Origin of the sequence: Pseudoxanthomonas koreensis (assembly GCF_041890415.1) — a bacterium.
GTDB classification, from domain to species: domain Bacteria; phylum Pseudomonadota; class Gammaproteobacteria; order Xanthomonadales; family Xanthomonadaceae; genus Pseudoxanthomonas; species Pseudoxanthomonas koreensis_A.
Window position 1 is genome coordinate 1629186 of the sequence record NZ_CP169056.1, and the last position, 25989, is coordinate 1655174.

A 25989-nucleotide genomic window follows, 5' to 3' on the forward strand; every position below is an offset into this window, starting at 1 on the left:
CGGCAGCGGGCCGGGCGTCGGGACGGAGAACCGCCTAAACTAGGCGGCTCCGTTCACCAGCCAGTTGCCCGCCATGCCGGATTCCGCCCTGCTCGCCCTGTCCCCGCTCGACGGCCGCTACGCCGCCAAGGTCGATGCCCTGCGCCCGATCTTCTCCGAGTACGGCCTGATCCGGGCCCGGGTCAAGGTGGAGGTCGAATGGCTGCTGGCCCTGGCCGCAGAGCCGGGCATTGCCGAGCTGGCCGCGTTCTCCGCCGACGCGCAGCAGCGCCTGCGCGCGCTGGCCGACGGGTTCTCGGCTGCCGACGCGGCCCGGGTCAAGCAGATCGAGCGCACCACCAACCACGACGTCAAGGCGGTGGAGTACTTCATCAAGGAGCAGCTCAAGGACGACGCCGGCCTCGGCCCGGCGCTGGAGTTCGTCCACTTCGCCTGCACCAGCGAGGACATCAACAACCTGTCCTACGCGCTGATGCTGCGCCAGGCGCGCGACGAGGTGCTGCTGCCGACCCTGGACAACGTGGCTGCGACCCTGCGCCAGCTGGCCCACACCCAGGCCGGCCAGCCGATGCTCTCGCGCACCCATGGCCAGACCGCCTCGCCCACCACCCTGGGCAAGGAGATCGCCAACGTGGTCGCGCGCCTGGAACGCCAGCGCCGGCAGATCGCCGCGGTCGAGCTGACCGGCAAGATCAACGGCGCGGTCGGCAACTACAACGCCCACGCCGTGAGCTACCCGGACGTGGACTGGCCGGCGTTCGCGCAGCGCTTCGTCGAGTCGCTGGGCTTGCCGTTCAACCCCTACACCACCCAGATCGAGCCGCACGACAACGTGGCCGAACTTGGCGATGCGGTGCGCCGCGCCAACACCGTGCTCATCGACCTGGCCCGCGACGTCTGGGGCTACATCTCGCTGGGCTACTTCAAGCAGAAGCTCAAGGAAGGCGAGATCGGCTCCTCGACCATGCCGCACAAGGTCAACCCGATCGACTTCGAGAACGCGGAAGGCAACTTCGGCATCGCCAACGCCCTGTTCGAGCATTTCAGCGCCAAGCTGCCGATCAGCCGCTGGCAGCGCGACCTCACCGATTCCACCGTGCTGCGCGCGTTGGGCACCGCCTTCGGCCACACCCAGGTGGCGCTGGATTCGCTGGCCAAGGGCCTGGGCAAGCTGGAAGTGAACCCGCAGCGCCTGGATGCCGACCTGGACGCTGCCTGGGAAGTGCTGGCCGAAGCCGTGCAGACGGTGATGCGCCGCCACGGCCTGCCCAACCCCTACGAACAGCTCAAGGCCCTGACCCGTGGCCGCGATGGCATCGACGCGCAGGCCATGGGCGCCTTCATCGCCTCGCTCGACCTTCCGGCGGATGCACGCGCGCGCCTGGCCGCGCTCACGCCGGCCGGCTACACCGGCCTGGCCGAAACCCTGGCGCGGGCCATCTGAACCACCGCTGCCGTCGCCAGCCCCCCCCCCCCTGCCTGCGGATCACCCATGCGCACATTCCACGCCCTGCTGTCGTGCCTGCTGACCGGCGTGTTCCTGCTGCCGGGCTTCGGCACCGGCGCGGCGCAGGCAGCCACCGTCCCGGGTGCCGAGCCCTGCCCGGCCGATGCCGGCTGGGATACGCCGTCGGCGCCCCACCACATCCACGGCAGCACCTGGTACGTGGGCACCTGCGGCATCACCGCGCTGCTGGTGACCTCGCCGCAGGGTCACATCCTGCTGGATGGCGGCACCACTGCCGGCGGCCGCCTGATCGAGGCCAACATCCGCGCACTCGGCTTCAGGATGGAGGACGTGCGCTTCATCGGCAGTTCGCACGAGCATCACGACCACGTTGCCGGCATCGCCCACCTGCAGCAGGCCAGCGGCGCGACCGTGGTCGCGCGCACCCCGGCGGCCGAAGTGCTGTGGCGCGGCAACGGAAGCCGCGAAGACCCGCAGTTCGAAATGCTGGAAGCGTTTGCCCCGGTCACGGGCGGGATCCGCCTGATTGGCCACGGCCAGGTGCTGGCGCTGGGGCCACTGCAACTGACCGCCCATGCCACGCCTGCGCATGCGCCGGGAGGCACCAGCTGGACCTGGCGCTCCTGCGCCGATGATGGCGTTTGCGTCGACCTGGCCTATGTCGACAGCCTCACCACCATCTCCGATGACAGCTGGCGCTTCAGCGACGAGGCAGCCCATCCGGGATACGTGGATACGGTGCTGAACGCGCTGGACGTGGTCGCCGGCCTGCCCTGCGACATCCTGGTCACCCCGCATCCTGCCGCCAGCGACCTGTGGGCCCGGATCGGCCCGGCCGCCAACCGGCCACTGGCGGCCCCCGGCGCGTGCCGGGCCTATGCCGAACAGGCACGCCAGCGCCTGCAGCGGCGGCTGGCAAGCGAACAGGCGGACCAGCCGACCGACCCGGCCGGCCACTGACCGGGCCGCGGTTCGCGGCACGCGCACGCCTGGTGCAGCATGCTGGGCGTGCATGGCCGGGCCACGCGGCCGGGCATGCGCGACAATGAGCGCCCGTCCGTCCGCCCCGCCCCGATGAACACCAAGACGTCCGCAGCCGCCCTGCCATTCGAGATCCGGGCCACCGGCGCGCAGCCGCTGGGCATGTCGGCGCAGGCGTTCCTGCGCGATTACTGGCACAAGCGCCCGTTGCTGGTGCGCGGCGCGTTTCCCGGTTTCCAGGCCCCGCTGATGCCCGAGGACCTGGCCGGCCTGGCCTGCGAGGAAGGCACCCTGGCCCGCCTGGTCAGCCACGACCGCAGCACCGGCGCCTGGGATGTACGCACCGGCCCGTTCCAGGAAGAGGACTTCCCCGGCCTGCCCGACCATGACTGGACCCTGCTGGTGCAGGACGTGGACAAATGGGACCCGGACGTGGCCGCACTGCTGGAACATTTCCGTTTCCTGCCCAGCTGGCGCATCGACGATGTGATGGTCAGCTTCGCCGCCACCGGCGGCTCGGTGGGCGCCCACGTCGACCACTACGACGTGTTCCTGCTGCAGGGCCTGGGGCACCGCCGCTGGCAGATCGACGCCAGCGTGGCGCTGGGCCGGCCGGCACCCGACCTGGGCTTCCACGAGGACGTGGCAATCAAGCTGCTGCGGCACTTCCAGCCAACCCATGACTGGGTGCTGGGGCCGGGCGACATGCTGTACCTGCCGCCGCTGGTTCCGCACCACGGCGTGGCCGAGGATCCCTGCCTGACGTTTTCGATCGGTACGCGCGCACCGTCGGCATCGGAGCTGATGGGCGACTGGCTGGACGACGTGCTGCTCGACGCCGACGAATCCGTGCGCTACCACGACGAGGACCTGGCCGTGCCCGCCGACCCGCACGAGATCGACGTGGCGGCGATGCAGCGGGTGGTCGAGGCGCTCAATGCCATCCGCATGAACGATCCGGACCGGCTGGGCGACTGGTTCGGCCGCTTCATCACCACCTATCGCGCCGCCGGCGAGGTGATGCCCTGCGGCGCCGAACTGCCGCGCCAGGCAGTGGAGGAACTGCTGGCCCAGGGCGCCACCCTGCGCCGCCACCCCTGGTCGCGGATGGCGTGGCGGCGCAGGCGCCGTGGTGCAAGCCTGTATTGCAGCGGGCATGCCATGCCGTTGCCGCTGGCCGACGCGCGCCGGATTGCCGGCGCGGCCGCGATCGATGCGGCCGCCTGGGCCACGCTCTCGGCAGCCGGGCACGAGGCGGTGCTGGCCCTGCACCAGGCCGGCCACTACGCCATCCAGCACGATGACGACAGCGAGGGAGAGGACCCATGACCCCCGACTACACCATCGTCGCGGCCGACTACGCACGCGACCGGGAGCGGCTGCACGCACTGCGCGAGGCGGTTTTCGTCCACGAACAGCAGGTCCCGCCCGCGCTTGAGGACGACGGACTGGACGCCGACAGCCACCACGTCCTGGCCCTGGCCGCCGATGGCACCCTGCTGGGGACCGCGCGGCTGACGGCCGGGCAACGGATCGGGCGCATGGCCGTGCTTGCCGACGCGCGCGGGCGCGGCATCGGCAGTGCCCTGCTGGACGCGCTGCTGGCCGAAGCCGCACGCCGCGACTGGGCCGAAGTGTCGCTGCACGCGCAGGCCCACGCGCTGCCGTTCTATGCGCGCGCCGGCTTCGTGCCGTTCGGCCCGGCATTCCAGGAAGCCGGGATCGATCACCGCGACATGCGCCGGAGCGTGCGCGGCCCGACCCATTTCTCCGATGCCGACGGCGCCGCCGCAACGCTGCTGGCGCTGGCCGCCGGCGCGCGCAGCGACGTGGGGATCTTCAGCCATCATCTGGACCCGGGCCTGCTGGACCGTGCCGACGTGCTGCAGGCGCTGCGCCGGTTCGCGGTCCGCTCCGGGGAGCGGCGCGTGCGCATCCTGCTGCAGGATGCGGGCACGCCGCAACGCGACGACGCGCCGCTGCTTCCCCTGGCCCAGCGCCTGCCAAGCACGTTCGCCTTCCGCGAGGTCGAGGATCCGGTGGATATCGGCTACCGCTCCGCCTACGCGTTCAACGACACCGGCGGCATGTGCTTCCGCCCGCTGGGTGATCGTTTCCTGGGCGAAGGCGGCCCGCGGGTGCCGGTGCTCGCGCGGCGCCTGCAGCGCGAGTTCGACCGCGCGTGGGAACGTTCGCGCCCCTGCCTCGAGTACCGGGCGCTGCGCTGAGCCGGCGCGCGGGCGGGCAGGCCCGGATGCGCAGGTGCCTGGCTGGCCGGGCCAACGCCTCCCGGCCACGGCGCAGGAGTGTGAACCAAGCCCTGACACGGAGCCCGGATCCGGCTCCAGCGCCCCTTCCTGCAAGCCCTGCGAGCGGCATTGGGGGTTATACTTTTGAGGCTGTCGAGCCCGCTTCGCTGGGCAAGGGCCATGCAGGCCCGTCCTCCACCCAGACCCGACCTCATCGTGGACAACTCAATCAAGCAGTTTGCGCAGTCTTCGCAACTCGGCAGCAATGCCACCTACATCGAGGACCTGTACGAGCAGTACCTGGTCTCCCCCGACAGCGTCGATCCCAAGTGGAAGTCCTACTTCGACGGTTTCAAGGGCCGCGAAGCCGGTGACGTGCCGCATTCGGCGGTCATCGCCCATGTCGCCGAGGCCGCGCGCCAGGCTGCCAACAACGGCCATGCCGCCACCGGCGCCGGCGACGAGCGCGAGCGCAACGTCGGCCGCCTGATCACCGCCTACCGCTCGCGCGGGCACCTGGGCGCCAAGGTCGACCCGCTGGCCCTGACCCCTTCGATGAACCCGCCGGACCTGGGCCTGGATTACCACGCCCTGTCCGAGCGCGACCTGGACAGCGAGTTCAGCACCGGCGGCCTGGCCGGCCAGCCGCGGATGAAGCTGCGCGACCTGCTCGCCCGGCTCAAGGCGACCTACGCCGGCTCCATCGGCGCAGAGTTCATGCACATTTCCGAAGTCACCCAGCGCCAGTGGCTGTACCAGCGCCTGGAAGCGGCCGGCGGTGACTACGGCCTCAACGTGGAGACCCGCAAGCGCGTGCTGGAGCGGCTGACCGCCGCCGAAGGCCTGGAGCGCTACCTGCACACCAAGTACGTCGGCCAGAAGCGGTTCTCGCTGGAGGGCGGCGATTCGCTGATCCCGCTGCTGGACACGGTGGTCCGCCATTCCGGGATGGACAAGGTCAAGGACATCGTGATCGGCATGGCCCACCGCGGCCGCCTCAACGTGCTGGTCAACACCCTGGGTAAGAACCCGCGCAAGCTGTTCGACGAATTCGAGGGCAAGTTCGAGCAGGACGAGCGCGCCCACGCCGGCGACGTGAAGTACCACATGGGCTTTTCCGCCGATATCGCCACACCTGGCGCGCCGGTGCACCTGGCCCTGGCCTTCAATCCGTCGCACCTGGAGATCGTCAATCCGGTGGTTGCCGGATCGGTGCGTTCGCGCCAGGAGCGCCGCGGCGACAACGAGCGCAAGCGCGTGCTGCCGATCCTGATCCACGGCGACGCGGCCTTCGCTGGCCAGGGCGTGGTGATGGAGTTGCTGCAGATGTCGCAGGCGCGCGGCTTTGCCGTGGGCGGCACGGTGCACGTGGTAGTCAACAACCAGATCGGCTTCACCACCAGCGCCCGCGACGATGCCCGGTCCACGCTGTACTGCACCGACGTGGCCAAGATGGTCGGCGCGCCCGTGTTCCACGTGAACGGCGACGATCCCGAAGCGGTGGTGTTCGTGGCCAAGCTGGCCTACGAGTTCCGCCAGCAGTTCAAGAAGGACGTGGTCATCGACCTGGTGTGCTACCGCCGCCACGGCCACAACGAGGCCGACGAGCCGGCGGCGACCCAGCCGCTGATGTACCAGACCATCCGCAAGCACCCGACCACCCGCGAGCTGTATGCCGCCAGGCTCGAAGAAGCCGGCGTGATCAGCGCCGACGATGCCAGGGCGCTGGTGGAGGGCTACCGCGCCAAGCTCGATGCGGGCGAAGTGACCACCGAACTGGCCGGCTCCAAGCCGGAGGACTACGAGCTGACCATCGACTGGTCGCAGTACCTGTCCGGCAGCCTCTCCGATGCGGTGGACACGCGGGTCAAGAAGGCCACGCTGTCGCAGCTGGCCAGGATCATCAACACCGTCCCGCAAGGCGTGGTGCTGCACCCGCGCGTGGCCAAGATCTACGAGGACCGCGCCAGGATGGTGGCCGGGACGATCCCGGGCGACTGGGGCTTCGCCGAGAACCTGGCCTACGCCACCCTGCTGGCCGAGGGCCACGGCCTGCGCCTGGTCGGGCAGGATTCGGGTCGCGGCACGTTCTTCCACCGCCACGCCATCCTCCACGACCAGAAGACCGACAGCTACTACATGCCGCTGCGGCAGCTGGTGGAAACCCCGGAGCAGTGCACCATCATCGACTCGCTGCTGAGCGAGGAGGCGGTGATGGCATTCGAGTACGGGTTCTCGACCACCGATCCCAATTCGCTGGACATCTGGGAAGGCCAGTTCGGCGACTTCGCCAACGGCGCCCAGGTGGTGATCGACCAGTTCATCGCTTCGGGCGAGGCCAAGTGGGGCCGCATCTCCGGCCTGACCCTGCTGCTGCCGCATGGCTACGAAGGCCAGGGCCCGGAGCACAGCTCGGCCCGGCTTGAGCGCTTCCTGCAGCTGTGCGCGCTGGACAACATGCTGGTATGCGTGCCCACCACCCCGGCCCAGTGCTTCCACATGCTGCGCCGGCAGATGAAGATGAGCACGCGCAAGCCGCTGATCGTGATGTCGCCCAAGTCGCTGCTGCGCCACAAGCTGGCCGTGTCGACCCTGGACGAACTGGCCAACGGCCAGTTCCAGCACCTGATCCCGGACGCGGCCGCCACGCCGAAGAAGGTCAAGCGCGTGGTGCTGTGCTCGGGCAAGGTCTACTACGACCTGCTGGAAGATGCGCGCAAGCGCGAGCAGGACGACGTGGCCATTGTCCGCATCGAACAGCTCTACCCGTTCCCGCGCGAGCTGCTGGCCGCCGAGCTGAAGAAGTATCCCAAGGCCACCGAGGTGGTCTGGTGCCAGGAGGAGCCGCAGAACCAGGGCACCTGGTACCAGATCAAGCACCACCTGCAGGCCTGCCTGGCCAAGGGCCAGGCCCTGAGCTATGCCGGCCGCAGCCGCTCGCCCTCCCCGGCCGTCGGCCACTTCGCCCAGCACGTGTCCGAGCAGCAGCAACTGGTCGCCGACGCCCTGGTCAACCCGCCCGGCAACCAGTTCGTCGCCGAGTAACCCCATTTCGCTCCACGACCCACGCATCAAGGACGCCCCATGGCCACCGAAGTCAAAGTTCCGGTCCTTCCCGAATCCGTCTCCGACGCCACCATCGCCGGCTGGCACAAGAAAGCCGGCGACGCGGTCAAGCGCGATGAGAACCTGGTGGACCTGGAAACCGACAAGGTCGTGCTTGAAGTCCCCTCGCCGGTGGACGGCGTGCTCAAGGAAATCAAGTTCGCCGAAGGCGACACGGTGACCAGCCAGCAGATCCTGGCGATCATCGAGGAAGGCGCCGTCGCCGAGGCCGCCCCGGCCAAGGAAAAGAAGGCCGAGGAAAAGAAGGCCGACGCCCCGAAGGCGGAGGCCCCGGCCAAGGCCGCCGCGCCGGCCGCTGCCAGCACCTCCGGCGCTGCGCTGCCGCCGGGCGCGCGCTTCGCCGCCGCCAGGGAAGGCATCGACCCGTCGCAGGTCGAAGGCACCGGCCGCCGCGGCGCGGTGACCAAGCAGGACATCCTCGAGTACGCCCGCAGCGGTGGCGTCGGCAAGGCCGGCGGCGCACGGCCGGAAGAGCGCGTGCCGATGACCCGCATCCGCAAGCGCATCGCCGAGCGCCTGATGCAGTCCAAGGACTCCATCGCCATGCTGACCTCGTTCAACGAGGTCAACCTGGCCCAGGTGGCGGCCACCCGCAAGGAATTGCAGGAGGACTTCCAGAAGGCCCATGGCATCAAGCTGGGCTTCATGAGCTTCTTCGTGAAGGCGGCGGCCAATGCGCTGCAGCGCTTCCCGGCGGTCAACGCCTCGGTGGATGGCGACGACATCATCTACCACGGCTATGCCGACATCTCGATCGCGGTGTCCACCGAGCGCGGCCTGGTGACGCCGGTGCTGCGCAATGCCGAGCGCATGAGCTTTGCCGACGTCGAAAAGGGCGTGGCCGAGTACGCCAAGAAGGCGCGCGACGGCAAGCTCAGCCTGGAAGACCTGCAGGGCGGCACCTTCACCATCACCAACGGCGGCACCTTCGGCTCGCTGATGTCCACGCCGATCGTCAACCCGCCGCAGAGCGCGATCCTGGGCATGCACACCATCAAGGAGCGCCCGATTGCCGAGAACGGCCAGGTCGTGGTCGCGCCGATGATGTACATCGCCCTGTCCTACGACCATCGCATCATCGACGGCAAGGACGCGGTGCAGTTCCTGGTGGACATCAAGAACCAGCTGGAAAACCCGAGCCGGATCCTGTTCGACCTGTAAGCACTCCCGGACCCCTCTCCGCACGGGGAGGGGTTTTCGTCAGGGCCTGGCGGACCACCCGCAGCACCCGGTTCCGCCACCCCTGCCGCACTTCTTCCGCCCCCTCGGGGCAGCTTCGGCAAGGCCTGCACGGCCGCGAAGCGAACGGCAAAGGAACTGGAAATGGCTGAACAATTCGACGTCGTCGTCATCGGTGCCGGCCCGGCCGGCTATCACGCCGCGATCCGTGCCGCGCAGCTGGGCCTGAAGACCGCGTGCATCGACGCCGCACTTGGCAAGGACGGCAAGCCCGCCCTTGGCGGCACCTGCCTGCGCGTGGGTTGCGTGCCCTCCAAGGCGCTGCTGGACTCGACCCACCAGTACGAGAACATGCTGCACAAGTTCGACCAGCACGGCATCAGCTTCAAGGATGCGGCGATCGACGTGGAAAAGATGGTCGCCCGCAAGGACGGCATCGTGAAGCAGTTCACCGGCGGCATCGCCATGCTGTTCAAGGCCAACAAGGTCACCGCGTACTACGGCTTCGGGCAGCTGCAGCCGGGCAACGTGGTGAAGGTGAAGCAACACGACGGCAGCGAGGTCGAGCTCAAGGGCACCAACGTCATCATCGCCGCTGGTTCGGATTCGATCGAGCTGCCGTTCGCCAAGTTCGACGGCGAGAACATCGTCGACAACGTCGGCGCGCTGGACTTCACCGACGTGCCCAAGCGCCTGGCGGTGATCGGCGCCGGCGTGATCGGCCTGGAACTGGGCAGCGTGTGGCGCCGCCTGGGCGCCGAGGTGACCATCCTTGAGGCGATGCCCGACTTCCTGCCGGCCGCCGACGCCGAGGTGGCCAAGCTGGCCGCGCGCGAGTTCAAGAAGGAAGGCCTGGACATCAAGCTCGGCGCCAAGGTCTCCAAGGCCGAAGTCGTGGCTGCCAAGGGCGCGGGCAAGGGCAAGAAGAAGGAAGTGTCCATCGCCTACAGCGATGCCAAGGGCGAGCAGGCGCTGGTCGTGGACAGGCTGCTGGTGGCGGTGGGCCGCCGCGCCGCGAGCAAGGGCCTGCTGGCCGAGGGCACCGGCGTGCAGCTCAACGAGCGTGGCCAGATCGTGGTGGACGAGCACTGCCACACCGGCGTGGACGGCGTGTGGGCGGTGGGCGACTGCGTGCGCGGGCCGATGCTGGCGCACAAGGGCTTCGAGGAAGGCATCGCGGTGGCCGAACTGATCGCCGGGCTGCCGGGCCACGTCAACCTGGACACCATTCCCTACGTCATCTACACCTCGCCGGAGATCGCCTGGGTCGGCAAGACCGAGCAGCAGCTCAAGGACGAGGGCGTGCCGTACAAGACCGGCAGCTTCCCGTTTGCCGCGGTGGGCCGCGCGGTGGCCATGGCCGAGCCGGTGGGCTTCGCCAAGGTGATCGCGCATGCCGAGACCGACCGCGTGCTGGGCCTGCACATCATCGGCGCCAATGCCTCGGAGCTGGTGCACGAGGGCGTGCTGACCATGGAATTCAGCGGCTCGGCCGACGACCTGGCGCGCATCTGCCACGCCCACCCGACCCTGTCGGAGGCGATCCACGACGCGGCCATGGCGGTGGACAAGCGCGCCATCCACAAGGCCAACTGAGGTTGGCCTTGCGCGGGCTTCCTCCCCACGTGACTGCGGCGCTGTATGCCGGCGCCGGCATCCTCTTCATCATTGGTGCCATCCAGGGCGGCCGGCCGGGTTTCAGCACCGTCGGCGTGGCCTTCATCGTGCTGGGCTTTGCGATCTGGCGACGCAACCGCAAGCCGGACTGAGGCGAGGCTGCACCCGGGCTGCCCGATGAGCAGGATCGCCCACGCCCGCAGCAGGCGGGCGCCATGCACTGACACGGAGCTGGAATGCGCTCGATCTGCGTCTATTGCGGCTCCAACGCCGGCAGCAAGCCGGCCTATGCCGAACGCGCCATCGCCCTGGGCGACCGCATCGCCCGCGACGGCCTGCGCCTGGTGTATGGCGGCGGCAGCATCGGGCTGATGGGTACCGTGGCCAACGCGGTACTGGAGGCCGGCGGCCAGGTCACCGGGGTGATCCCCAAGCAGCTGGCCGACTGGGAAGTGGCGCACAAGGGCCTGACCGAGCTGGAGATCGTCGGCTCCATGCACGAGCGCAAGATGCGCATGTTCGAGCTGTCCGACGCGTTCGTCGCCCTGCCCGGCGGGTTCGGCACCATGGAGGAGATCTTCGAGATGCTCACCTGGCGCCAGCTCGGCATCGGCAGCAAGCCTTGCGCCTTCCTCGACATCGAGGATTTCTACGCGCCCCTGATCGGGATGATCGACCGCATGGTCGAAGAGCGCTTCCTGCATCCGGACCAGCGCGCGGACCTCTGGTACGGCCGCGATATCGACCGGATGCTGGCGTGGATGCGCGGGTACACGCCAGTGCAGGTGGGCAAGGCGATCAATGAAGCGCACCGCAACGTGATGCGCTGAACCGGCCCATCCCCGCCCTGTCCGGCGGCAGGCGCGGGAAGCGCATGGGACAATCGATGCATCGCATCACAGGACGCCGCCATGGTCATTCCCGCCACGTTTCCCGCATTCCGCATCCACAACGATGCCGCCGGCTACCGCAGCGGCGTGGAGCAGGTCTCACTGGACGACCTGGCCCCCGGCGAGGTGGTGATCCGCGCCGAATGGTCCTCGGTCAACTACAAGGATGCGCTGGCCGGCACCGGCAAGGGCAAGATCCTGCGCCGCTTCCCGCTGGTCGGCGGCATCGACGTGGCCGGCCACGTGGTGGCATCCACCGATGCGAAGTTCCGCGAGGGAGATCCGGTGCTGGTCACCGGCTGCGGGCTGAGCGAATCGCGCGACGGCGGCTATTCGACCTATGCGCGCCTGCCCGCCGAGTGGGTGGTGGCGCTGCCGCGCGGGATGGACCTGCGCCAGAGCATGATCCTGGGCACCGCCGGCTTCACCGCCGCGCTGGCGCTGTACCGCCTGCGCGAGAACCGGCAACACCCGGACATGGGGCCGCTGGCGGTGACTGGCGCCACCGGTGGCGTCGGCTCGATGGCGGTGTCGATTTTCAGCAAGGCCGGCTACGAGGTGCACGCCATCAGCGGCAAACCCGAACAGGCTGACTACCTGCGCGCACTGGGCGCCAGCCAGGTCCTCGGCCGTGAGGTGCTGGGCACGGCACGGCCACTGGAATCAGCGCGCTTCGGTGGCGGCCTGGACAACGCCGGCGGGCCGATGCTGGTCAGCCTGCTGGCCCAGACCATCCCCTACGGCAACGTGGCATCCGCCGGCCTGGCGGGGTCGGCCAGCCTGGACGCGCTGACCGTGATGCCCTTCATCCTGCGCGGCGTGTCACTGCTGGGCATCGGCTCGGCCGGCACTGCCCGCGACATCCGCGACGCCATCTGGGCGCTGCTCGCCGACGCGTGGAAGCCGGCGCAACTGGACCAGATCTGCACCCGCGAGGCCACCCTGCACGACCTGCCCGACATCTTCGAGCGGATGCTCGCCGGCGGCGCGCTGGGGCGCACGGTGATCCGGCTGGATTAAGGCCGCGCATCCGGGTCTGGCGCGTTCTCCAGCGGATACACGCGCACGTAGTCCACCTCCATCCAAATCGGGAAGGCGGATTCGTCCACACCCTTGGCGCCGCCCCAGTCGCCGCCGACGGCCAGGTTCATCAGCAGATGGAAGCGCTGGTCGAAAGGCCATGCGTCCACACCGGTGCCTTCATTGGCAAACGCGAACACCGGCTCATCGTCGATGAAGCCGTGGATATGGTCCGGGGTCCAGTCCACCCGGTAGCGGTGGAAATGGGTGTTGAGCGTCTCCATCCGCTTCTGCGCGGCACGCTGGGTGCCGATGCGGTGGTTGTACGCCTGGGTGTGCACCGTCTGGTGGACCACGCCGGGATCGAACCCCACGTGCTCCATGATGTCGATCTCGCCCGAGCGCGGCCAGTGCCCGTAACGATCATCGCTTGGCAGCATCCACAGCGCGGGCCAGCTGCCGCGGGCGACCGGCAAGCGCGCGCGGATTTCGATGCGGCCGTAGAGGAAGTCACCCTTGCCGCGCGTGACCAGCCGCGCCGAACTGAAGCGGCGCTTCCCCGCGCGCTGCCGGTGGGCGACGATGGTCAGCAGGCCGTCGCTGACGAAGGCATTGGCCGGGCGGTCGGTGTAGTACTGCAGCTCGTTGTTGTACCAGCCGTCGCCGCCGACATCATGGCTCCAGCGCGCAGGATCTGGCATGCCCTCGTAGTCGAACTCGTCCTGCCAGGCCGGCGTGTCGGCGAAGACCCATGACGTTGCCGTGGCGTCCGCCGCCGCAGCGGTATCACCTGCAGCAGCATCACCTGCATGGGCATGGCACGCCACCAGGGCCACCAGCGCCAGCAGCGCCTGCGCACCCCGGGCCCGGCTCCGGCCGTCGGATCCACCCATATTCCTCTCCCTTCGACGCCGCCGATGCGCAGCGCAGCGATTCTAGGCCGGCCCACGGATGCGAGGATGCTGCGCCGCAACGGGAACCGCGGCGACGACGCCACGCCGGCACCGCACGACACCCCGGATGGCACGCGTGTCCGGCCGCCACGCGCCGGGCTTGCGAAAGGCTTCCGGCCGCCGCGGGCGACCGCTACACTCCGCGGTCAGGCAAGACACCCGGGGGACATCCACATGGCACGCATCCTCATCGTCGACGACTCGCCGTCGCAGTTGCTCGGCATCCAGCGCATCATCGAGAAGCTGGGCCATGAGACCCTCACCGCCGAGGACGGGGCGGCCGGCGTGGAAGTGGCCAAGGCCGAGCTCCCCGACCTGATCCTGATGGACGTGGTGATGCCCAACCTCAATGGCTTCCAGGCCACGCGCACGCTCAGCCGCGAAAGCACCACCCGCTCCATCCCGGTGGTCCTGGTCACCACCAAGGACCAGGACACCGACCGCATGTGGGGCATGCGCCAGGGTGCGCGCGCCTACCTGACCAAGCCGTTCGCCGAGTCCGACCTGTCCGAACTCATCGACCGCCTGCTCAGCGAAGGCGACGAGCCGCCACCCACCGCGGCCTGAGCCGCATCCGCGGCTACTCGCCGAAGGCCCGCGCCAGCTCGCGGTAGGCCTGGCGCTGCGCGTCGGTGGCCGGGGATGGGGCCTGCACCTCCAGTTCCACGATCTGGTCACCGGCCGGCTCGCTGGCCGGACCTGGCAGGCCGCGCCCGCGCAGCCGCAGCCGGCGCCCGGAATCGGACTGGGCGGGGATCTTCAACTCCACCGCGCCACCCAGGGTGGGCACGCTCAGGGTGGCACCCAGCGCCGCCTGCCACGGCTGCACCGGCAGGGTGTGGAGGATGTTGCGACCGTCCACCTCGAACTGTGGATGGGCCAGGTATTCGATCTCCAGCAGCAGGTTGCCGCCGCCGTTGCCCTGCCCGGCAAGGCGGATCGCCTGTCCGGCGCGGATGCCCTTGGGCACCTTCACTTCCAGTTGCCGCCCATTGAGGGTGATGCGCACGCTGTCGCCGCGATACACCACCTCCAGCGGTACCGCCAGCCGGGCCCGGGTGTCGCCGCGCGGCTGCGGGCCACGCGGGCCGGCACCACGTTGGCGCGCAAAGATGCTCTCGAAGAAATCACTGAACCCACCGCCGCCACGGCCACCGGCCTCGCCGAACACCTCGTCGAAATCGAAACCGGCACCGTCGAACCCACCCGGCGGGGGATGGAATTCCTGCCCCGGCCGGTAGCCGCGCGCGCGCAACTGGTCATAGGCCGCACGCTTGGCCGGGTCGCGCAACGCCTCGTAGGCCTCGCCCACCGCCTTGAACCTGTCCTCGGCGTCGGGCTCCTTGCTCACGTCCGGGTGGTACTTGCGCGCCAGGCGCCGGTAGGCCGACTTGATCTCGGCTTCGCCTGCGCCAGGCTCCACGCCCAGGATCGCGTAGTAATCCTTGAATTCCATCCGCTCATCATCCCTCGGAAAAAGGCCGCGCGACATGGGTGCGCGGCGCAGGAACCGCAACGGCCCGTGACGCGGGCGCCACGGGCCGTGATTCTAAAGGCTCCGTTCCTGGAGGCTCCGCCGGACGGTGCGACCTACTGCACCTGGATCCGGCGCGGCGTGGCCTGCGGGCGCTTGGGGATGTCGATCCGCAGCACGCCATGGCGGCCGCTGGCGGTTACGCCATCCGGGTCGGCGCTGTCGGGCAGGGCGAAGCGGCGGTAGAAGCTGCCCCAGGCGCGCTCACGCCTCGAGACCTGGGCACCCTCATCCTGTTCGCTGGCGCGCTCGCCCTTGAGGCTGAGGATGCCCTTGTCCATCTGCACCTCGATGTCCTTCGGATCCACGCCGGGGATGTCGGCCAGGATCACGAAGCGATCGGCCTCCTCGCGGATGTCCACGCGCGGCGCCCACTGGCTGGTCACCACGTCGGACTGGTCGCCGGCGGCGTCGCCGAAGAAGCGTTCGAACACCTGCGTGACCTGTTCCTGCAGATTGCGCCCCGGGATGTTTCCCAACGTGTTGTAACGGACGATGGTCATGTCTGGATTCTCCTGAGTGACCGGCCGCCGATGTCGCGGCCATGAACGCCAGATTGGGCGTGCACCGGCCGCTTTCAACGGCCACCACGCCACCGCGATGCGAGTGCGGCTAGACTGCATTCAGCCTCCGGTCCGCGACCGGCCTCCCCCCTCCCGAGGATTCCGCAATGACCATCCAGATCGGCGACCGCGTCCCCGAAGTCGTGCTCAAGTGCATCCGCAAGGGCGTGGAAAGCGTGGATACGCGCACCCTGTTCGACGGCCGCAAGGCCGTGCTGTTCGCGGTGCCCGGCGCCTTCACCCCGACCTGCTCGGAAAAGCACCTGCCCGGGTTCATCGCCCATTTCGACGACTTCCGCAGCCGCGGCGTCGACGTGGTGTGCATGGCGGTCAACGACCCGTTCGTGATGCAGGCCTGGGGCAAGACCCTGGATACTCCCGATGGCCTGCAACTGGTCTCCGACGGCAACGCCGAACTGACCCGTGCGCTGGGCCTGGAAATGGACGCCAGCGGTTACGGCATGGGCGTGCGTGCGCGCCGATTCGCCCTGTATATCGACGACGGCGTGGTCCGCCAGCTGTTCATCGAGGCACCCGGCGAGTTCACTGTGTCCTCGGCCGAAAACGTGCTGCGCAACCTGCCCTGAGGGCGACGCCGGCAGGCGGCAATCAGGGTGTGCCCGGCACCGCCGCCACGCCGGTACGGGCCACGCCGAAGCGCACCTGGGTCCATGCGCCGGTATCGGCCAGTGCAGTGAGCACATGGGTGCCCGGGCCGGCCAGCGCATAGTCGTACTCGAAGCTGCGCGTGCCCTCGGTCTGCGCGATCCAGCGCCCGTCCAGCAGCCATTGCACCGGCCCGGTCGCACCCAGCGCCTGCGCGCGCAGTTGCAGCCCGCGGGTGCTGCCCGGCGGCGCGGCGATGGTGGAGCGGTCGGCAATGCCTTCGATCCGCAGTGACTGCACCGCGTCGCGCCCATCCGCGGCGCAGTCGGGCGACAGCGGCGGCAGCGACGAAGCGCGGCGCTCGCCGGCGGCCAGCCAGGGCGACACCAGCGCCGGCCAGCGTGCGATTTCCGCCGCGCGCGCCTGGTGCGGGCTGGCGCAATCGGCCGACAAGCGCAATCCGCTGACGGCATCGACCTCGAACTGCATGCGCCCGGCGCTCCACAGCCGCGCATCGCGCTCGGCAAACGTGGGCGGCGTGGCCGCATCCAGGCGCCAGGCCTCGCGCCGCCGCTGGCACAGCGCGGGCGGGGTGTCGGCAGCGGTGCGTCCCAATGGCCAACAGATCTCGGCCTGGTCGACCGAGCCGGGCCGTGGCAGCGGGTCCGCATCGCCAGGCGCACGCGGCAAGCTGTCCAGCACCTCGAACATCAGCGGCAGCGCGGTGATCGCCCCGTACTGGCCCGGCAGCGGGGTGCCGTCCGGACGTCCCACCCACACCCCCACCGTATGCCGGCGCGTGCCGCCCACCGCCCAGGCATCGCGAAAGCCGTAGCTGGTGCCGGTCTTCCAGGCCACCGGCGGACGCGCGCTGGTGTCGAAGGCGGTGGCATGGCCCGGCCGCGGATTGGACTGCAGGATCTCGCGCACGATCCAGGCCGCGCCGGGCGACAGCAGGCGGCGCTCGACCAGTGGCTGGCCGGGCCGGTAACGCACCTGCGCGGCCAGCCCACCGCGCTGGAACGCGGCGAACGCACCGACCAGTTCTTCCAGCCGCGCGCCGGTGCCGCCAAGAATGAGGGTCAGGTTCGGGCGCGCCCCGCGCGGGAAGCGCAGGGCGACGCCGGCATGGTCCAGGCGCGCGGCAAAACGCGCCGGGCCCACCCGCTCGAGCAGGTCCACCGCCGGCACGTTCAACGACAGCCGCAAGGCGGTGGCCGCGCTCACCGGCCCGTTGAAGGTCTCGCCGAAATTGCCCGGGCGATAGCCGCCGAAATCCTGCGGCGCATCCACCAGCAGGCTCTCGGAATGGATCAGGCCATCGTCCAGGGCCATGCCGTACAGGAAGGGCTTGAGGGTGGAGCCGGGCGAGCGCCAGGCGCGCACCATGTCCACGTGGCCCTGCCGCTCGTGGTCGCCGAAGGTCACCGAGCCGACATAGGCACGCGCCTGCATGGTCGCGTTGTCCACCACCAGCAGCGCGGCCGAGGTGCGCGGCGGCAGCGCGGAGAAGTAGGCGGTGACCCGTTCCTCCAGCGCACGCTGCAGGTCGGCATCGATGGTGGTGGTGATGCTTGCCGCGCGCCGATCGGCCTGCTTCAACCGCCGCGCCAGCAGCGCCGCATGCATCGGCACCCGCAGCGACCGCGCCACCACCGGCTCGACCAGGGCGTCCTCCACCTGTGCCCCGGTCCACACGCCCAGCGTGCGCATCCGCGCCAGCACCTTGTCGCGCGCCGCGCGCGCCGCATCGGGATGGCGGTCCGGCCGCAGGCGGCTGGGCGCCTGCGGGAGCACCGCCAGCAATGCGGCCTCGGCGTGCGACAGGCGCGCGGAGGGCTTGCCCAGGTAGGCCCAGCTGGCCGCCTCCACACCCTCGATGGTGCCGCCGAACGGCGCCCGCTCCAGGTACAGCTGCAGGATCTGGCGCTTGGACAGGTGCGCCTCCAGTTGCAGCGCGCGCGCCATCTGGCGCAACTTCCCGCCGACGCTGCGGGTGTCGTGGCCATCGAGGATGCGTGCCACCTGCATGCTCAGGGTGGAGCCGCCGGACACGATGCCGCCACTGCGCAGCCACTGCCATCCCGCACGCGCCAGCGCCAGCGGGTTCACGCCGGGATGCCGGTGGAACCAGCGGTCCTCGTAGTTGAGCAGTGCTTCCAGGTACAGCGGCGACACCGTGTCCGCGGTGGCCGGATGCCGCCAGATGCCGTGCGCATCGGCAAACGCGCGCAACGGCGTGCCGTCGCGCGCGGTGACCACCGTCGCGGTGCCCTCGCCATCGCGCGGCAGTGGCGGCGGAAATGCCAGGTCCAGGGCCAGCACCGCGACCAGCACGGCCACGGCGCTCCAGCGCAGCCAGGGCAACAGCCGGCGCCACGCCGCACGCCAGCCTGTTCGCTCACCTGCTGCCAAACGGGTCATCCCGTCCCGCCCCTCGCCGTTGCCTGCTCCCCGCCATTTGAAGCGATCGGGAGGACGGGCGGAAGCCTTGGCCGGTTGCCCCGCCCCCTGTAGGAGCCGGCCTTGCCGGCGACCGCCCTGGCGGATGCGTGTGCGTCTGCAGGTGGTGGGATGCCTGCGGTTTGCGCGGTGGCCGGCAAGTCCGTGACATGGATCGCGCGTGGCTGACCGACACCAGCTGTTGTAGGAGCCGGTCTTGCCGGCGACCCGGTGGCCGATGACATCGCCGGTTGCCCGGATTCTGCGCGGTCGCCGGCAAGGCCGGCTCCTTCAGGTGAGGCAAAGCCGCCACGTCCCTCGTGCACGGGGACGACGACCCCCCGCCTCAGCGCAGGCCGGTCTCGCTGCGCGCGATCACCAGGCGCTGGATTTCCGAGGTGCCTTCGTAGATCTCGGTGATCTTGGCATCGCGGAAATACCGCTCCAGCGGCATCTCCCTGGAATAGCCCATGCCACCGTGGATCTGCACCGCCTGGTGGGTGATCCACATGGCCGACTCGGACGCGGTGAGCTTGGCGATCGCCGCCTCGGCGGTGAACGGCCGGCCCTGCGCCTTCACCCACGCCGCGCGCAGGGTGAGCAGCAATGCCGCGTCCAGCCGGCACTTCATGTCGGCGATCTTGGCCTGGGTCATCTGGAAAGTGCCGATGGCCGCGCCGAAAGCCTTGCGCTCCTTCACGTACTGGCGGGTCTGCTCGTAGGCCGCGCGGGCGATGCCGACCGCCTGAGCGGCAATGCCAATGCGCCCGGAGTCCAGCACGCCCATCGCGATCCCGAAGCCTTTGCCCTCGGTGCCCAGCACGTCGGCCGGCTGCGCCACGTAATCGACGAACTCGATCTCGCAGGTGGCCGAGGCGCGGATGCCCAGCTTGGGCTCGGTCTTGCCGCGGTGGAAGCCGGCGCGGGTGGTGTCCACGATGAAGGCGGTAATCCCGCGCGCACCCTGCCCCGGGTCGGTGATCGCGAACAGCACGATGTACCGGGCCACCGGGCCGGAGGTGATCCAGCTTTTCTTGCCGTTGATGACGAAACTGCCGTCGTCCTGCTTGACGGCCCGGCAGCGCATGGCCGTGGCGTCGGAGCCGGACTGCGGTTCGGTCAGGGCGAAGGCGCCGATCTCCCGGCCCTCCGCGATCGCCCGCACGATGGACTGCTTCTGCTGCTCGCTGCCATGGGCGAGGATGCCGCTGCAGAACAGCGAGTTGTTGACCGACATGATGGTCGAATGGGCCGCATCCGCGGCGGCCACCTCGACCATCGCCAGCACATAGCCGACCGGGTCCATGCCGGCGCCGCCGTACTCGGCCGGCACCTCGATGCCCATCAGCCCGTTCTCGCCAAGCAGGCGGATGTTGTCCAGCGGGAACTCGCCGACCTGGTCGAAGTGCGCGGCACTGGGCGCGATCACGTCCTGGGCGATGCGGCGCGCCACGTCCTGCAGCATGAGCTGTTCTTCGGTGAAGCTGAAATCCACGGGGACCTCTCCACTGGGTCGATGGTCCCGATTGTAACCACCGACATTCGCGAGCGTATGCAGTTGACCTCCCCGGGACGCGGTAAGACAATCATCTCTATATCGCGATAGGAAGATATTCATGGACCTGGAAGACTGGTCGGTCCGGCTGAAGGTCTTCGCCGACGCCACCCGGGTACGCCTGCTGGCGCTGCTGGAGCTGGAAGAGCTGACCGTGGCCGAGCTGTCCTCGATCACCCGCCTGGCCCAGCCGCGGGTATCGACCCACCTGGCCAAGCTCAAGGATGCCGGGCTGGTGCGCGACCGCCGCGCCGGGGTGTCTGCCTATTACCGCTTCGACGAGGACGCGCTGGACCCGGCCCAGCGGGCGCTGTGGCAGACCCTGAGCACCGGCAGCGACGACCCGCTGCTGCGCCAGGACGCCGAACGCCTGCCCGGGGTGCTGGCCGCGCGCGCCGCCGGCCAGAACTGGGCCGACAGCGTGGCCGGCGACATGGAGCGCCACTATTCCCCCGGCCGCACCTGGGAAGCGCTGGCACGCAGCGCCCTGCCCCTGCTGGAAACCGGCGACGTGCTGGACATCGCCTCCGGCGACGGGGTGCTGGCCGAGCTGCTGGCCCCGCACTCGCGCCGCTATGTCTGCATCGATACCAGTGCGCGGGTGGTGGCCGCCGCGGCCGAGCGCCTGCGCCGGCTGCGCAACGTGGAAGTGCGCGAAGCGGACATGCATGCCCTGCCCTTTGCCGACGGCAGCTTCGACCTGGTGGTGCTGATGCATGCCCTGACCTACTCCTCCCAGCCGGCGCAGGCCGTGGCCGAGGCCGCACGCGTGCTGCGCCACGGCGGTCGCCTGCTGCTGACCAGCCTGGCCCGGCACGAGCACCGCGCCGTGGTCGAGGCCTATGGCCACGTCAACCTGGGATTTCCCGCCAAGGAGCTGCGCCGTTTCGTCGAGAAGGCCGGGCTGGAAACCGCCAGCCTGGAAACGGTCACCCGCGAGCGCCGCCCACCGCACTTCGAAGTGCTTTCGCTGATCGGGAGCAAGCCCTGAACACCCACGACTCCACCCTTGGCCGACGCTGGCTGCACCCGCAACGCGTGGCCACCCTGGAAGCGGCCCTGCGCGAGCGCATCCTGATCATCGACGGCGCCATGGGCACCATGATCCAGCAGCACGGGCTGGAGGAGGCCGACTACCGTGGCGAGCGCTTCGCCGCCGGCTACGACCTGCACGCGGCTGCGGCCACGGCACCCGACGGCGCGGCCGCCAACGGCCACGCCCACCATGCCGGCTGCGACCACGCGCCGCAGGGCCACGACCTGAAGGGCAACAACGACCTGCTGCTGCTCAGCCGCCCGGAGTTGATCGCCGGCATCCACCGCGCCTACCTTGAGGCCGGCGCCGACCTGGTGGAAACCAATACCTTCAACGCCACCGCGATCAGCCAGGCCGACTACCACCTGCAGCACCTGGTGTACGAGCTGAACAAGGCCGGCGCCCAGGTCGCGCGCCAGGCATGCGACGAAGCCCAGGCCGCCACCGGCGTGCCGCGCTTCGTGATCGGCGTGCTTGGCCCGACCAGCCGCACCGCCTCGATCAGTCCCGACGTCAACGACCCGGGCTTCCGCAACACCAGCTTCGACGAGTTGCGCGGCACCTACGCCGAGGCGGTGGAAGGCCTGATCGATGGCGGCGCCGACACGCTCATGGTCGAGACCATCTTCGACACGCTCAACGCCAAGGCCGCGCTGTATGCCATCGAGGACGTGTTCGATGCGCGCGGCGGGCGCCTGCCGGTGATGATCTCCGGCACCATCACCGATGCTTCCGGCCGCACCCTGTCCGGGCAGACCGCCGAAGCCTTCCATACCTCGCTGGCGCACGCGCGGCCGCTGTCGATCGGGCTGAACTGCGCGCTGGGCGCACAGGAGCTGAGGCCGCACGTTGAAGCGCTGTCGGCGCTGTCGCCGTATTACGTCAGCGCCCATCCCAACGCCGGCCTGCCCAACGCATTCGGCGGCTACGACCAGACCCCGGAGGAGATGGCGGCCATGCTCCAGGAGTTCGCCCGCTCCGGCCTGCTCAACCTGGTTGGCGGCTGCTGCGGCACCACGCCCGCGCACATCCGCGCGATCGCCGACGCCGTGCGCGGGCTGCCGCCGCGCGTGCCGCGCAACCCGCTGGAACAGGCGGCCTGACCGCCGCCGCCACGCGCTCACACTGATTACGGACGCCATGCCTGCCACCGCACCCCGCCATACCCGCCTGTCCGGCCTGGAGCCGCTGGTCATCACGCCAGAGCTGCTGTTCGTCAACGTCGGCGAGCGCACCAACGTCACCGGCAGCGCGCAGTTCCGCAAGCTGATCAAGGACGGCCGCTATGCCGAAGCGGTGGACGTCGCGCGCCAGCAGGTGGAAAGCGGCGCGCAGATCCTCGACGTGAACATGGACGAGGGCATGATCGACTCGGCCAAGGCGATGGTGAAGTTCCTCAACCTCATCGCCTCCGAACCGGACATCGCCAGGATCCCGGTGATGGTCGACTCCTCCAGGTGGGATGTGATCGAAGCCGGGCTCAAGTGCCTGCAGGGCAAGGGCGTGGTCAACTCGATCTCGCTCAAGGAAGGCAAGGAGCAGTTCGTCGAGCAGGCACGCAAGATCCTGCGCTACGGCGCGGCCACGGTGGTGATGGCATTCGACGAACAGGGCCAGGCCGACACCTGCGCGCGCAAGGTCGAGATCTGCACCCGTGCCTACCGGATCCTGGTGGACGAAGTCGGCTTCCCGCCCGAAGACATCATCTTCGACCCCAACATCTTCGCCATCGCCACCGGCATCGAGGAGCACGACAACTACGCGGTGGACTTCATCCAGGCCACCCGCATCATCAAGGACACCCTGCCGCACTGCCATGTCTCCGGCGGCGTATCCAACGTGTCGTTCTCGTTCCGCGGCAACGAGACCGTGCGCGCGGCGATCCACTCGGTGTTCCTGTACCACGCGATCAAGGCCGGCATGGACATGGGCATCGTCAATGCCGGTGCCCTGCCGGTGTACGACCAGCTGGACCCGGAGCTGCGCGAGCGGGTGGAGGACGTGGTCCTCAACCGCCATCCCGACGGTACCGAGCGGCTGCTGGAGATCGCCGAGCGCTACAAGGGCAGGAAGGGCGAGAAGAAGGTCGAGGACCTGGCCTGGCGCGACAAGCCGGTGCGCGAGCGCCTGGCCCATGCGCTGGTGCAGGGCATCGATACCTTCGCCGAGGTCGACGCCGAGGAGGCCAGGCTGCAGTCCAGCCGCCCGCTGGACGTGATCGAAGGCCCGCTGATGGACGGCATGAACATCGTCGGCGACCTGTTCGGCGCCGGCAAGATGTTCCTGCCGCAGGTGGTCAAGTCGGCGCGGGTGATGAAGAAGGCGGTGGCCTACCTGCTGCCCTTCATCGAAGCCGAGAAGCTGCGCACCGGAGACACCGGCAAGAACAACGGCAAGATCGTGATGGCCACGGTCAAGGGCGACGTGCACGACATCGGCAAGAACATCGTCGGGGTGGTGCTGGCCTGCAACAACTTCGAGGTGGTCGACCTGGGCGTGATGGTGCCGGCGCAGAAGATCATCGACACCGCGATCGCCGAGAAGGCCGACCTGGTCGGAGTGTCTGGCCTGATCACCCCGTCGCTGGAGGAGATGGGCCACGTCGCCCGCGAGATGCAGCGCCAGGGCCTGACCATCCCGCTGATGATCGGCGGGGCGACCACCTCGCGCGCGCACACGGCACTGAAGATCGACCCGTTCTACAAGTCGCCCACGATCTGGGTGAAGGACGCTTCGCGCGCGGTGGGCGTGGCCCAGTCGCTGATCAGCCCGGAACTGCGCGCCGCATTCGTGGCGGCCAACGAGGCCGACTACGCCCAGATCCGCACCCGCCACCGCAACCGCGGCGACGCCAAGCGCCTGGTCTCCCTGGAAAAGGCCCGCGCCCAGCGGTTCGACGGCGGCTGGGACAGCTACCGTCCGCCGCAGCCGGCCAAGCCGGGGATCACCGTGTTCGACGACTATCCGCTGGCCGAGCTGGTGGACACCATCGACTGGACGCCGTTCTTCCAGGCCTGGGAGCTGGCCGGCCGCTACCCGGCAATCCTCACCGACCCGGTGGTGGGCCCTTCGGCCAGCGAGCTCTACCGCGACGCACGCGCGATGCTGGACACGATCATCGCGGAGAAGTGGCTGACCGCCAAGGCGGTGTTCGGCCTGTTCCCGGCCTGCAGCATCGGCGATGACGTCGAGCTGGAAGTCGCGCCGGGGCAGACCATCGTCGTGCCATTCCTGCGCCAGCAGGTCGACAAGCCGGTCGAGCGCCCCGACCAGTGCCTGGCCGATTTCATCGCGCCCAGGCAGACCGGGCTGAAGGACTGGATGGGCATGTTCGCCGTCACCGCCGGCATCGGCATCGAGCCGCACCTGGAACGCTTTCGCGCCGAGCACGACGACTACCGCAGCATCCTGCTCAAGGCCCTGGCCGACCGCCTGGCCGAAGCCCTGGCCGAGCACCTGCACCAGCGCGTGCGCACCGGGTACTGGGGCTACGCGGCCGACGAAGCGCTGGACAACGAGGCCCTGATCGCCGAGGCCTACCGCGGCATCCGTCCCGCCCCGGGTTACCCGGCCTGCCCGGACCACAGCCCCAAGGAACAGCTGTTCCAGGTGCTGGATGCCACCGGCAACGCCGGCATGGAGCTGACCCACGGCTTTGCGATGCTGCCCACCGCCGCGGTGTCCGGCTATTACTTCAGCCATCCGGACAGCAAGTACTTCGTGGTCGGACGGCTGGGCAAGGACCAGATGATCGACTACGCCAGGCGTCGCGGCGTGCCGCTGGCCCAGGCCGAGGGCTGGCTGGCGTCCAACCTGGACTACGACCCGGAGTAGCCCCGGCGCGGCCACCGCCACGGCCGCCCCGTACAATGGCGCCTTTCGTTGGCGGAGCCGCCCATGCAGCCCGATACCGTCCGCGCCGTCGTCACCGGCGGCGTCTCAGGCCTCGGCCTGGCCGTGGCCCGGCGCCTGGTCGCCGATGGCGGCAAGGTCGCCCTGCTCGACATCGACGACGCCAAGGGCGCGGCGGCCGTGGCGGCGCTTGGCCCGGCACACGCGCACTACGTGCGTACCGATGTGCGCGACGAGGCCGGCGTGAGCGCGAGCCTGGATGCGGCGCACGCCTTCCTCGGCGGCCTCAATGCGGCGGTCAATTGCGCCGGCATCCTCGGCGCGGGCCGGGTGCTGGGCAAGGATGCGTCCGGCCGCAGCGTGCCGATGCCACTGGAGGGCTTCACCGGCACGGTGATGGTCAACCTGGTCGGCAGCTTCAACGTGGCCAAGGCCGCCGCTGCACTGATCCAGCACAACGCGCCGGGCGAGGATGGCGAGCGCGGGGTGATCGTCAACACCGCCTCGGTGGCCGCCTATGAGGGCCAGATCGGCCAGGCCGCCTACGCGGCGTCCAAGGGCGGCGTGGTCGGCATGACCCTGCCGATGGCGCGCGAACTGGCCCGCTTCGGCATCCGGGTGATGACCATCGCGCCGGGCGTGTTCTGGACGCCGATGGTCGATGGCATGCCGCAGTCCGTGCAGGATTCGCTGGCGGCGACCATCCCGTTCCCGGCCCGCCTCGGCCAGCCGGAGGAGTTTGCCGACACGGTGGCCTTCATCCTGCGTACCCGCTATCTCAATGGCGGCACCATCCGCCTGGACGGCGCCACCCGGCTCGCCCCCAGGTGAGCGCCCGTGCGATGCAACCCGCCGCCGGCACGCTGCGCCGCGGCATGCGCCCGCGGCCCAAGCCACCGCCGTGGCACGCCCGCCATG

General features: G+C 69.6%; 21 protein-coding genes. 16 read left to right on the forward strand and 5 right to left on the reverse strand.

Translation table 11 applies throughout. The features are described 5' to 3' along the window. The first annotated feature begins 73 nt into the window (after positions 1-73). From purB to ACEJ41_RS07470, 10 genes are all read left to right on the forward strand, one after another. Positions 74-1444, forward strand: a complete 1371-nt coding sequence (gene purB, locus ACEJ41_RS07425) for an adenylosuccinate lyase (protein ID WP_374011659.1) — start codon at positions 74-76, stop codon at positions 1442-1444. Between the two features lie 48 nt (positions 1445-1492). After that, complete coding sequence (gene bla, locus ACEJ41_RS07430) at positions 1493-2428, forward strand: subclass B3 metallo-beta-lactamase (protein WP_374011660.1); 936 nt, start codon at positions 1493-1495, stop codon at positions 2426-2428. A 114-nt stretch (positions 2429-2542) separates the two neighbouring features. Then, positions 2543-3778, forward strand: coding sequence for a JmjC domain-containing protein (locus tag ACEJ41_RS07435; protein ID WP_374011661.1), 1236 nt, complete (start codon positions 2543-2545; stop codon positions 3776-3778). Next, a complete protein-coding gene (locus tag ACEJ41_RS07440) occupies positions 3775-4677 on the forward strand; it encodes a GNAT family N-acetyltransferase (protein WP_374011662.1) in 903 nt (300 codons plus the stop codon). The genes ACEJ41_RS07435 and ACEJ41_RS07440 overlap by 4 nt, the downstream gene beginning before the upstream one ends. 237 nt (positions 4678-4914) lie before the next feature. Then, entirely contained in the window at positions 4915-7743 is a 2829-nt protein-coding gene (locus ACEJ41_RS07445) for a 2-oxoglutarate dehydrogenase E1 component (RefSeq protein WP_374011663.1), read from the forward strand. A 39-nt stretch (positions 7744-7782) separates the two neighbouring features. Next, entirely contained in the window at positions 7783-8985 is a 1203-nt protein-coding gene (gene sucB / locus ACEJ41_RS07450) for a dihydrolipoyllysine-residue succinyltransferase (protein ID WP_374011664.1), read from the forward strand. A 162-nt stretch (positions 8986-9147) separates the two neighbouring features. Continuing rightward, entirely contained in the window at positions 9148-10599 is a 1452-nt protein-coding gene (gene lpdA / locus ACEJ41_RS07455) for a dihydrolipoyl dehydrogenase (RefSeq protein WP_374011665.1), read from the forward strand. Positions 10600-10628: 29 nt separating this feature from the next. Next, positions 10629-10772, forward strand: coding sequence for an MFS transporter (locus tag ACEJ41_RS07460; protein ID WP_374011666.1), 144 nt, complete (start codon positions 10629-10631; stop codon positions 10770-10772). A gap of 84 nt (positions 10773-10856) precedes the next feature. Beyond that, on the forward strand, positions 10857-11450 hold the full coding sequence (locus ACEJ41_RS07465) for a TIGR00730 family Rossman fold protein (RefSeq protein ID WP_374011667.1): 594 nt from the start codon (positions 10857-10859) through the stop codon (positions 11448-11450). 81 nt (positions 11451-11531) lie between these two features. After that, positions 11532-12530, forward strand: a complete 999-nt coding sequence (locus ACEJ41_RS07470) for a YhdH/YhfP family quinone oxidoreductase (protein ID WP_374011668.1) — start codon at positions 11532-11534, stop codon at positions 12528-12530. Here the strand turns inward: ACEJ41_RS07470 and ACEJ41_RS07475 are convergent. Beyond that, positions 12527-13423, reverse strand: a complete 897-nt coding sequence (locus tag ACEJ41_RS07475) for a family 16 glycosylhydrolase (RefSeq protein WP_374011669.1) — start codon at positions 13421-13423, stop codon at positions 12527-12529. The genes ACEJ41_RS07470 and ACEJ41_RS07475 overlap by 4 nt on opposite strands. 234 nt (positions 13424-13657) lie before the next feature. On the opposite strand from ACEJ41_RS07475, the gene pilH reads away from it, so the two are divergent. Further along, on the forward strand, positions 13658-14050 hold the full coding sequence (gene pilH / locus ACEJ41_RS07480; protein WP_374011670.1) for a twitching motility response regulator PilH: 393 nt from the start codon (positions 13658-13660) through the stop codon (positions 14048-14050). 13 nt (positions 14051-14063) lie between these two features. Here pilH and ACEJ41_RS07485 read toward each other — a convergent pair whose 3' ends face one another. Then, the gene (locus ACEJ41_RS07485) at positions 14064-14939 is read right to left on the reverse strand and encodes a DnaJ C-terminal domain-containing protein (protein WP_374011671.1); all 876 of its coding nucleotides are present in this window, start codon (positions 14937-14939) and stop codon (positions 14064-14066) included. Between the two features lie 134 nt (positions 14940-15073). After that, a complete protein-coding gene (locus tag ACEJ41_RS07490) occupies positions 15074-15520 on the reverse strand; it encodes an Hsp20/alpha crystallin family protein (RefSeq protein ID WP_374011672.1) in 447 nt (148 codons plus the stop codon). A 167-nt stretch (positions 15521-15687) separates the two neighbouring features. On the opposite strand from ACEJ41_RS07490, the gene ACEJ41_RS07495 reads away from it, so the two are divergent. Further along, positions 15688-16167, forward strand: coding sequence for a peroxiredoxin (locus ACEJ41_RS07495; RefSeq protein WP_374011673.1), 480 nt, complete (start codon positions 15688-15690; stop codon positions 16165-16167). A gap of 22 nt (positions 16168-16189) precedes the next feature. Here the strand turns inward: ACEJ41_RS07495 and pbpC are convergent, their stop codons facing one another. Together pbpC and ACEJ41_RS07505 are read right to left on the reverse strand one after the other, a co-directional pair. Next, positions 16190-18610 carry a penicillin-binding protein 1C gene (gene pbpC / locus ACEJ41_RS07500; RefSeq protein ID WP_374011674.1) on the reverse strand — a complete coding sequence of 807 codons (2421 nt, stop codon included), beginning with the start codon at positions 18608-18610 and terminating at the stop codon, positions 16190-16192. 364 nt (positions 18611-18974) lie between these two features. Continuing rightward, complete coding sequence (locus tag ACEJ41_RS07505; RefSeq protein ID WP_374011675.1) at positions 18975-20123, reverse strand: acyl-CoA dehydrogenase family protein; 1149 nt, start codon at positions 20121-20123, stop codon at positions 18975-18977. 121 nt (positions 20124-20244) lie between these two features. On the opposite strand from ACEJ41_RS07505, the gene ACEJ41_RS07510 reads away from it, so the two are divergent. From ACEJ41_RS07510 to ACEJ41_RS07525, 4 genes are all read left to right on the forward strand, one after another. Next, positions 20245-21174 carry an ArsR/SmtB family transcription factor gene (locus tag ACEJ41_RS07510; RefSeq protein WP_374011676.1) on the forward strand — a complete coding sequence of 310 codons (930 nt, stop codon included), beginning with the start codon at positions 20245-20247 and terminating at the stop codon, positions 21172-21174. Between the two features lie 47 nt (positions 21175-21221). After that, positions 21222-22322: a homocysteine S-methyltransferase family protein gene (locus tag ACEJ41_RS07515; RefSeq protein ID WP_374011677.1), complete on the forward strand. Its 1101-nt coding sequence runs from the start codon at positions 21222-21224 to the stop codon at positions 22320-22322. Positions 22323-22359: 37 nt separating this feature from the next. After that, positions 22360-25053 (forward strand): methionine synthase, encoded by a 2694-nt coding sequence (gene metH / locus ACEJ41_RS07520; RefSeq protein WP_374011678.1) that lies wholly within the window; start codon positions 22360-22362, stop codon positions 25051-25053. Between the two features lie 63 nt (positions 25054-25116). After that, positions 25117-25902 carry an SDR family NAD(P)-dependent oxidoreductase gene (locus ACEJ41_RS07525; RefSeq protein ID WP_374011679.1) on the forward strand — a complete coding sequence of 262 codons (786 nt, stop codon included), beginning with the start codon at positions 25117-25119 and terminating at the stop codon, positions 25900-25902. Positions 25903-25989: the final 87 nt, after the last annotated feature.

Excerpts from the sequence above, each read along its gene's own strand:
- pilH (WP_374011670.1), top strand. The coding sequence starts at position 13,658 with ATGGCACGCATCCTCATCGTCGACGACTCGCCGTCGCAGTTGCTCGGC.
- metH (WP_374011678.1), top strand. The coding sequence starts at position 22,360 with ATGCCTGCCACCGCACCCCGCCATACCCGCCTGTCCGGCCTGGAGCCG.
- bla (WP_374011660.1), top strand. The coding sequence starts at position 1,493 with ATGCGCACATTCCACGCCCTGCTGTCGTGCCTGCTGACCGGCGTGTTC.
- sucB (WP_374011664.1), top strand. The coding sequence starts at position 7,783 with ATGGCCACCGAAGTCAAAGTTCCGGTCCTTCCCGAATCCGTCTCCGAC.
- ACEJ41_RS07475 (WP_374011669.1), bottom strand. The coding sequence starts at position 13,423 with ATGGGTGGATCCGACGGCCGGAGCCGGGCCCGGGGTGCGCAGGCGCTG.
- purB (WP_374011659.1), top strand. The coding sequence starts at position 74 with ATGCCGGATTCCGCCCTGCTCGCCCTGTCCCCGCTCGACGGCCGCTAC.
- ACEJ41_RS07470 (WP_374011668.1), top strand. The coding sequence starts at position 11,532 with ATGGTCATTCCCGCCACGTTTCCCGCATTCCGCATCCACAACGATGCC.
- ACEJ41_RS07435 (WP_374011661.1), top strand. The coding sequence starts at position 2,543 with ATGAACACCAAGACGTCCGCAGCCGCCCTGCCATTCGAGATCCGGGCC.
- pbpC (WP_374011674.1), bottom strand. The coding sequence starts at position 18,610 with ATGACCCGTTTGGCAGCAGGTGAGCGAACAGGCTGGCGTGCGGCGTGG.
- ACEJ41_RS07490 (WP_374011672.1), bottom strand. The coding sequence starts at position 15,520 with ATGACCATCGTCCGTTACAACACGTTGGGAAACATCCCGGGGCGCAAT.
- ACEJ41_RS07485 (WP_374011671.1), bottom strand. The coding sequence starts at position 14,939 with ATGGAATTCAAGGATTACTACGCGATCCTGGGCGTGGAGCCTGGCGCA.
- ACEJ41_RS07440 (WP_374011662.1), top strand. The coding sequence starts at position 3,775 with ATGACCCCCGACTACACCATCGTCGCGGCCGACTACGCACGCGACCGG.
- ACEJ41_RS07525 (WP_374011679.1), top strand. The coding sequence starts at position 25,117 with ATGCAGCCCGATACCGTCCGCGCCGTCGTCACCGGCGGCGTCTCAGGC.
- ACEJ41_RS07465 (WP_374011667.1), top strand. The coding sequence starts at position 10,857 with ATGCGCTCGATCTGCGTCTATTGCGGCTCCAACGCCGGCAGCAAGCCG.
- lpdA (WP_374011665.1), top strand. The coding sequence starts at position 9,148 with ATGGCTGAACAATTCGACGTCGTCGTCATCGGTGCCGGCCCGGCCGGC.
- ACEJ41_RS07510 (WP_374011676.1), top strand. The coding sequence starts at position 20,245 with ATGGACCTGGAAGACTGGTCGGTCCGGCTGAAGGTCTTCGCCGACGCC.
- ACEJ41_RS07495 (WP_374011673.1), top strand. The coding sequence starts at position 15,688 with ATGACCATCCAGATCGGCGACCGCGTCCCCGAAGTCGTGCTCAAGTGC.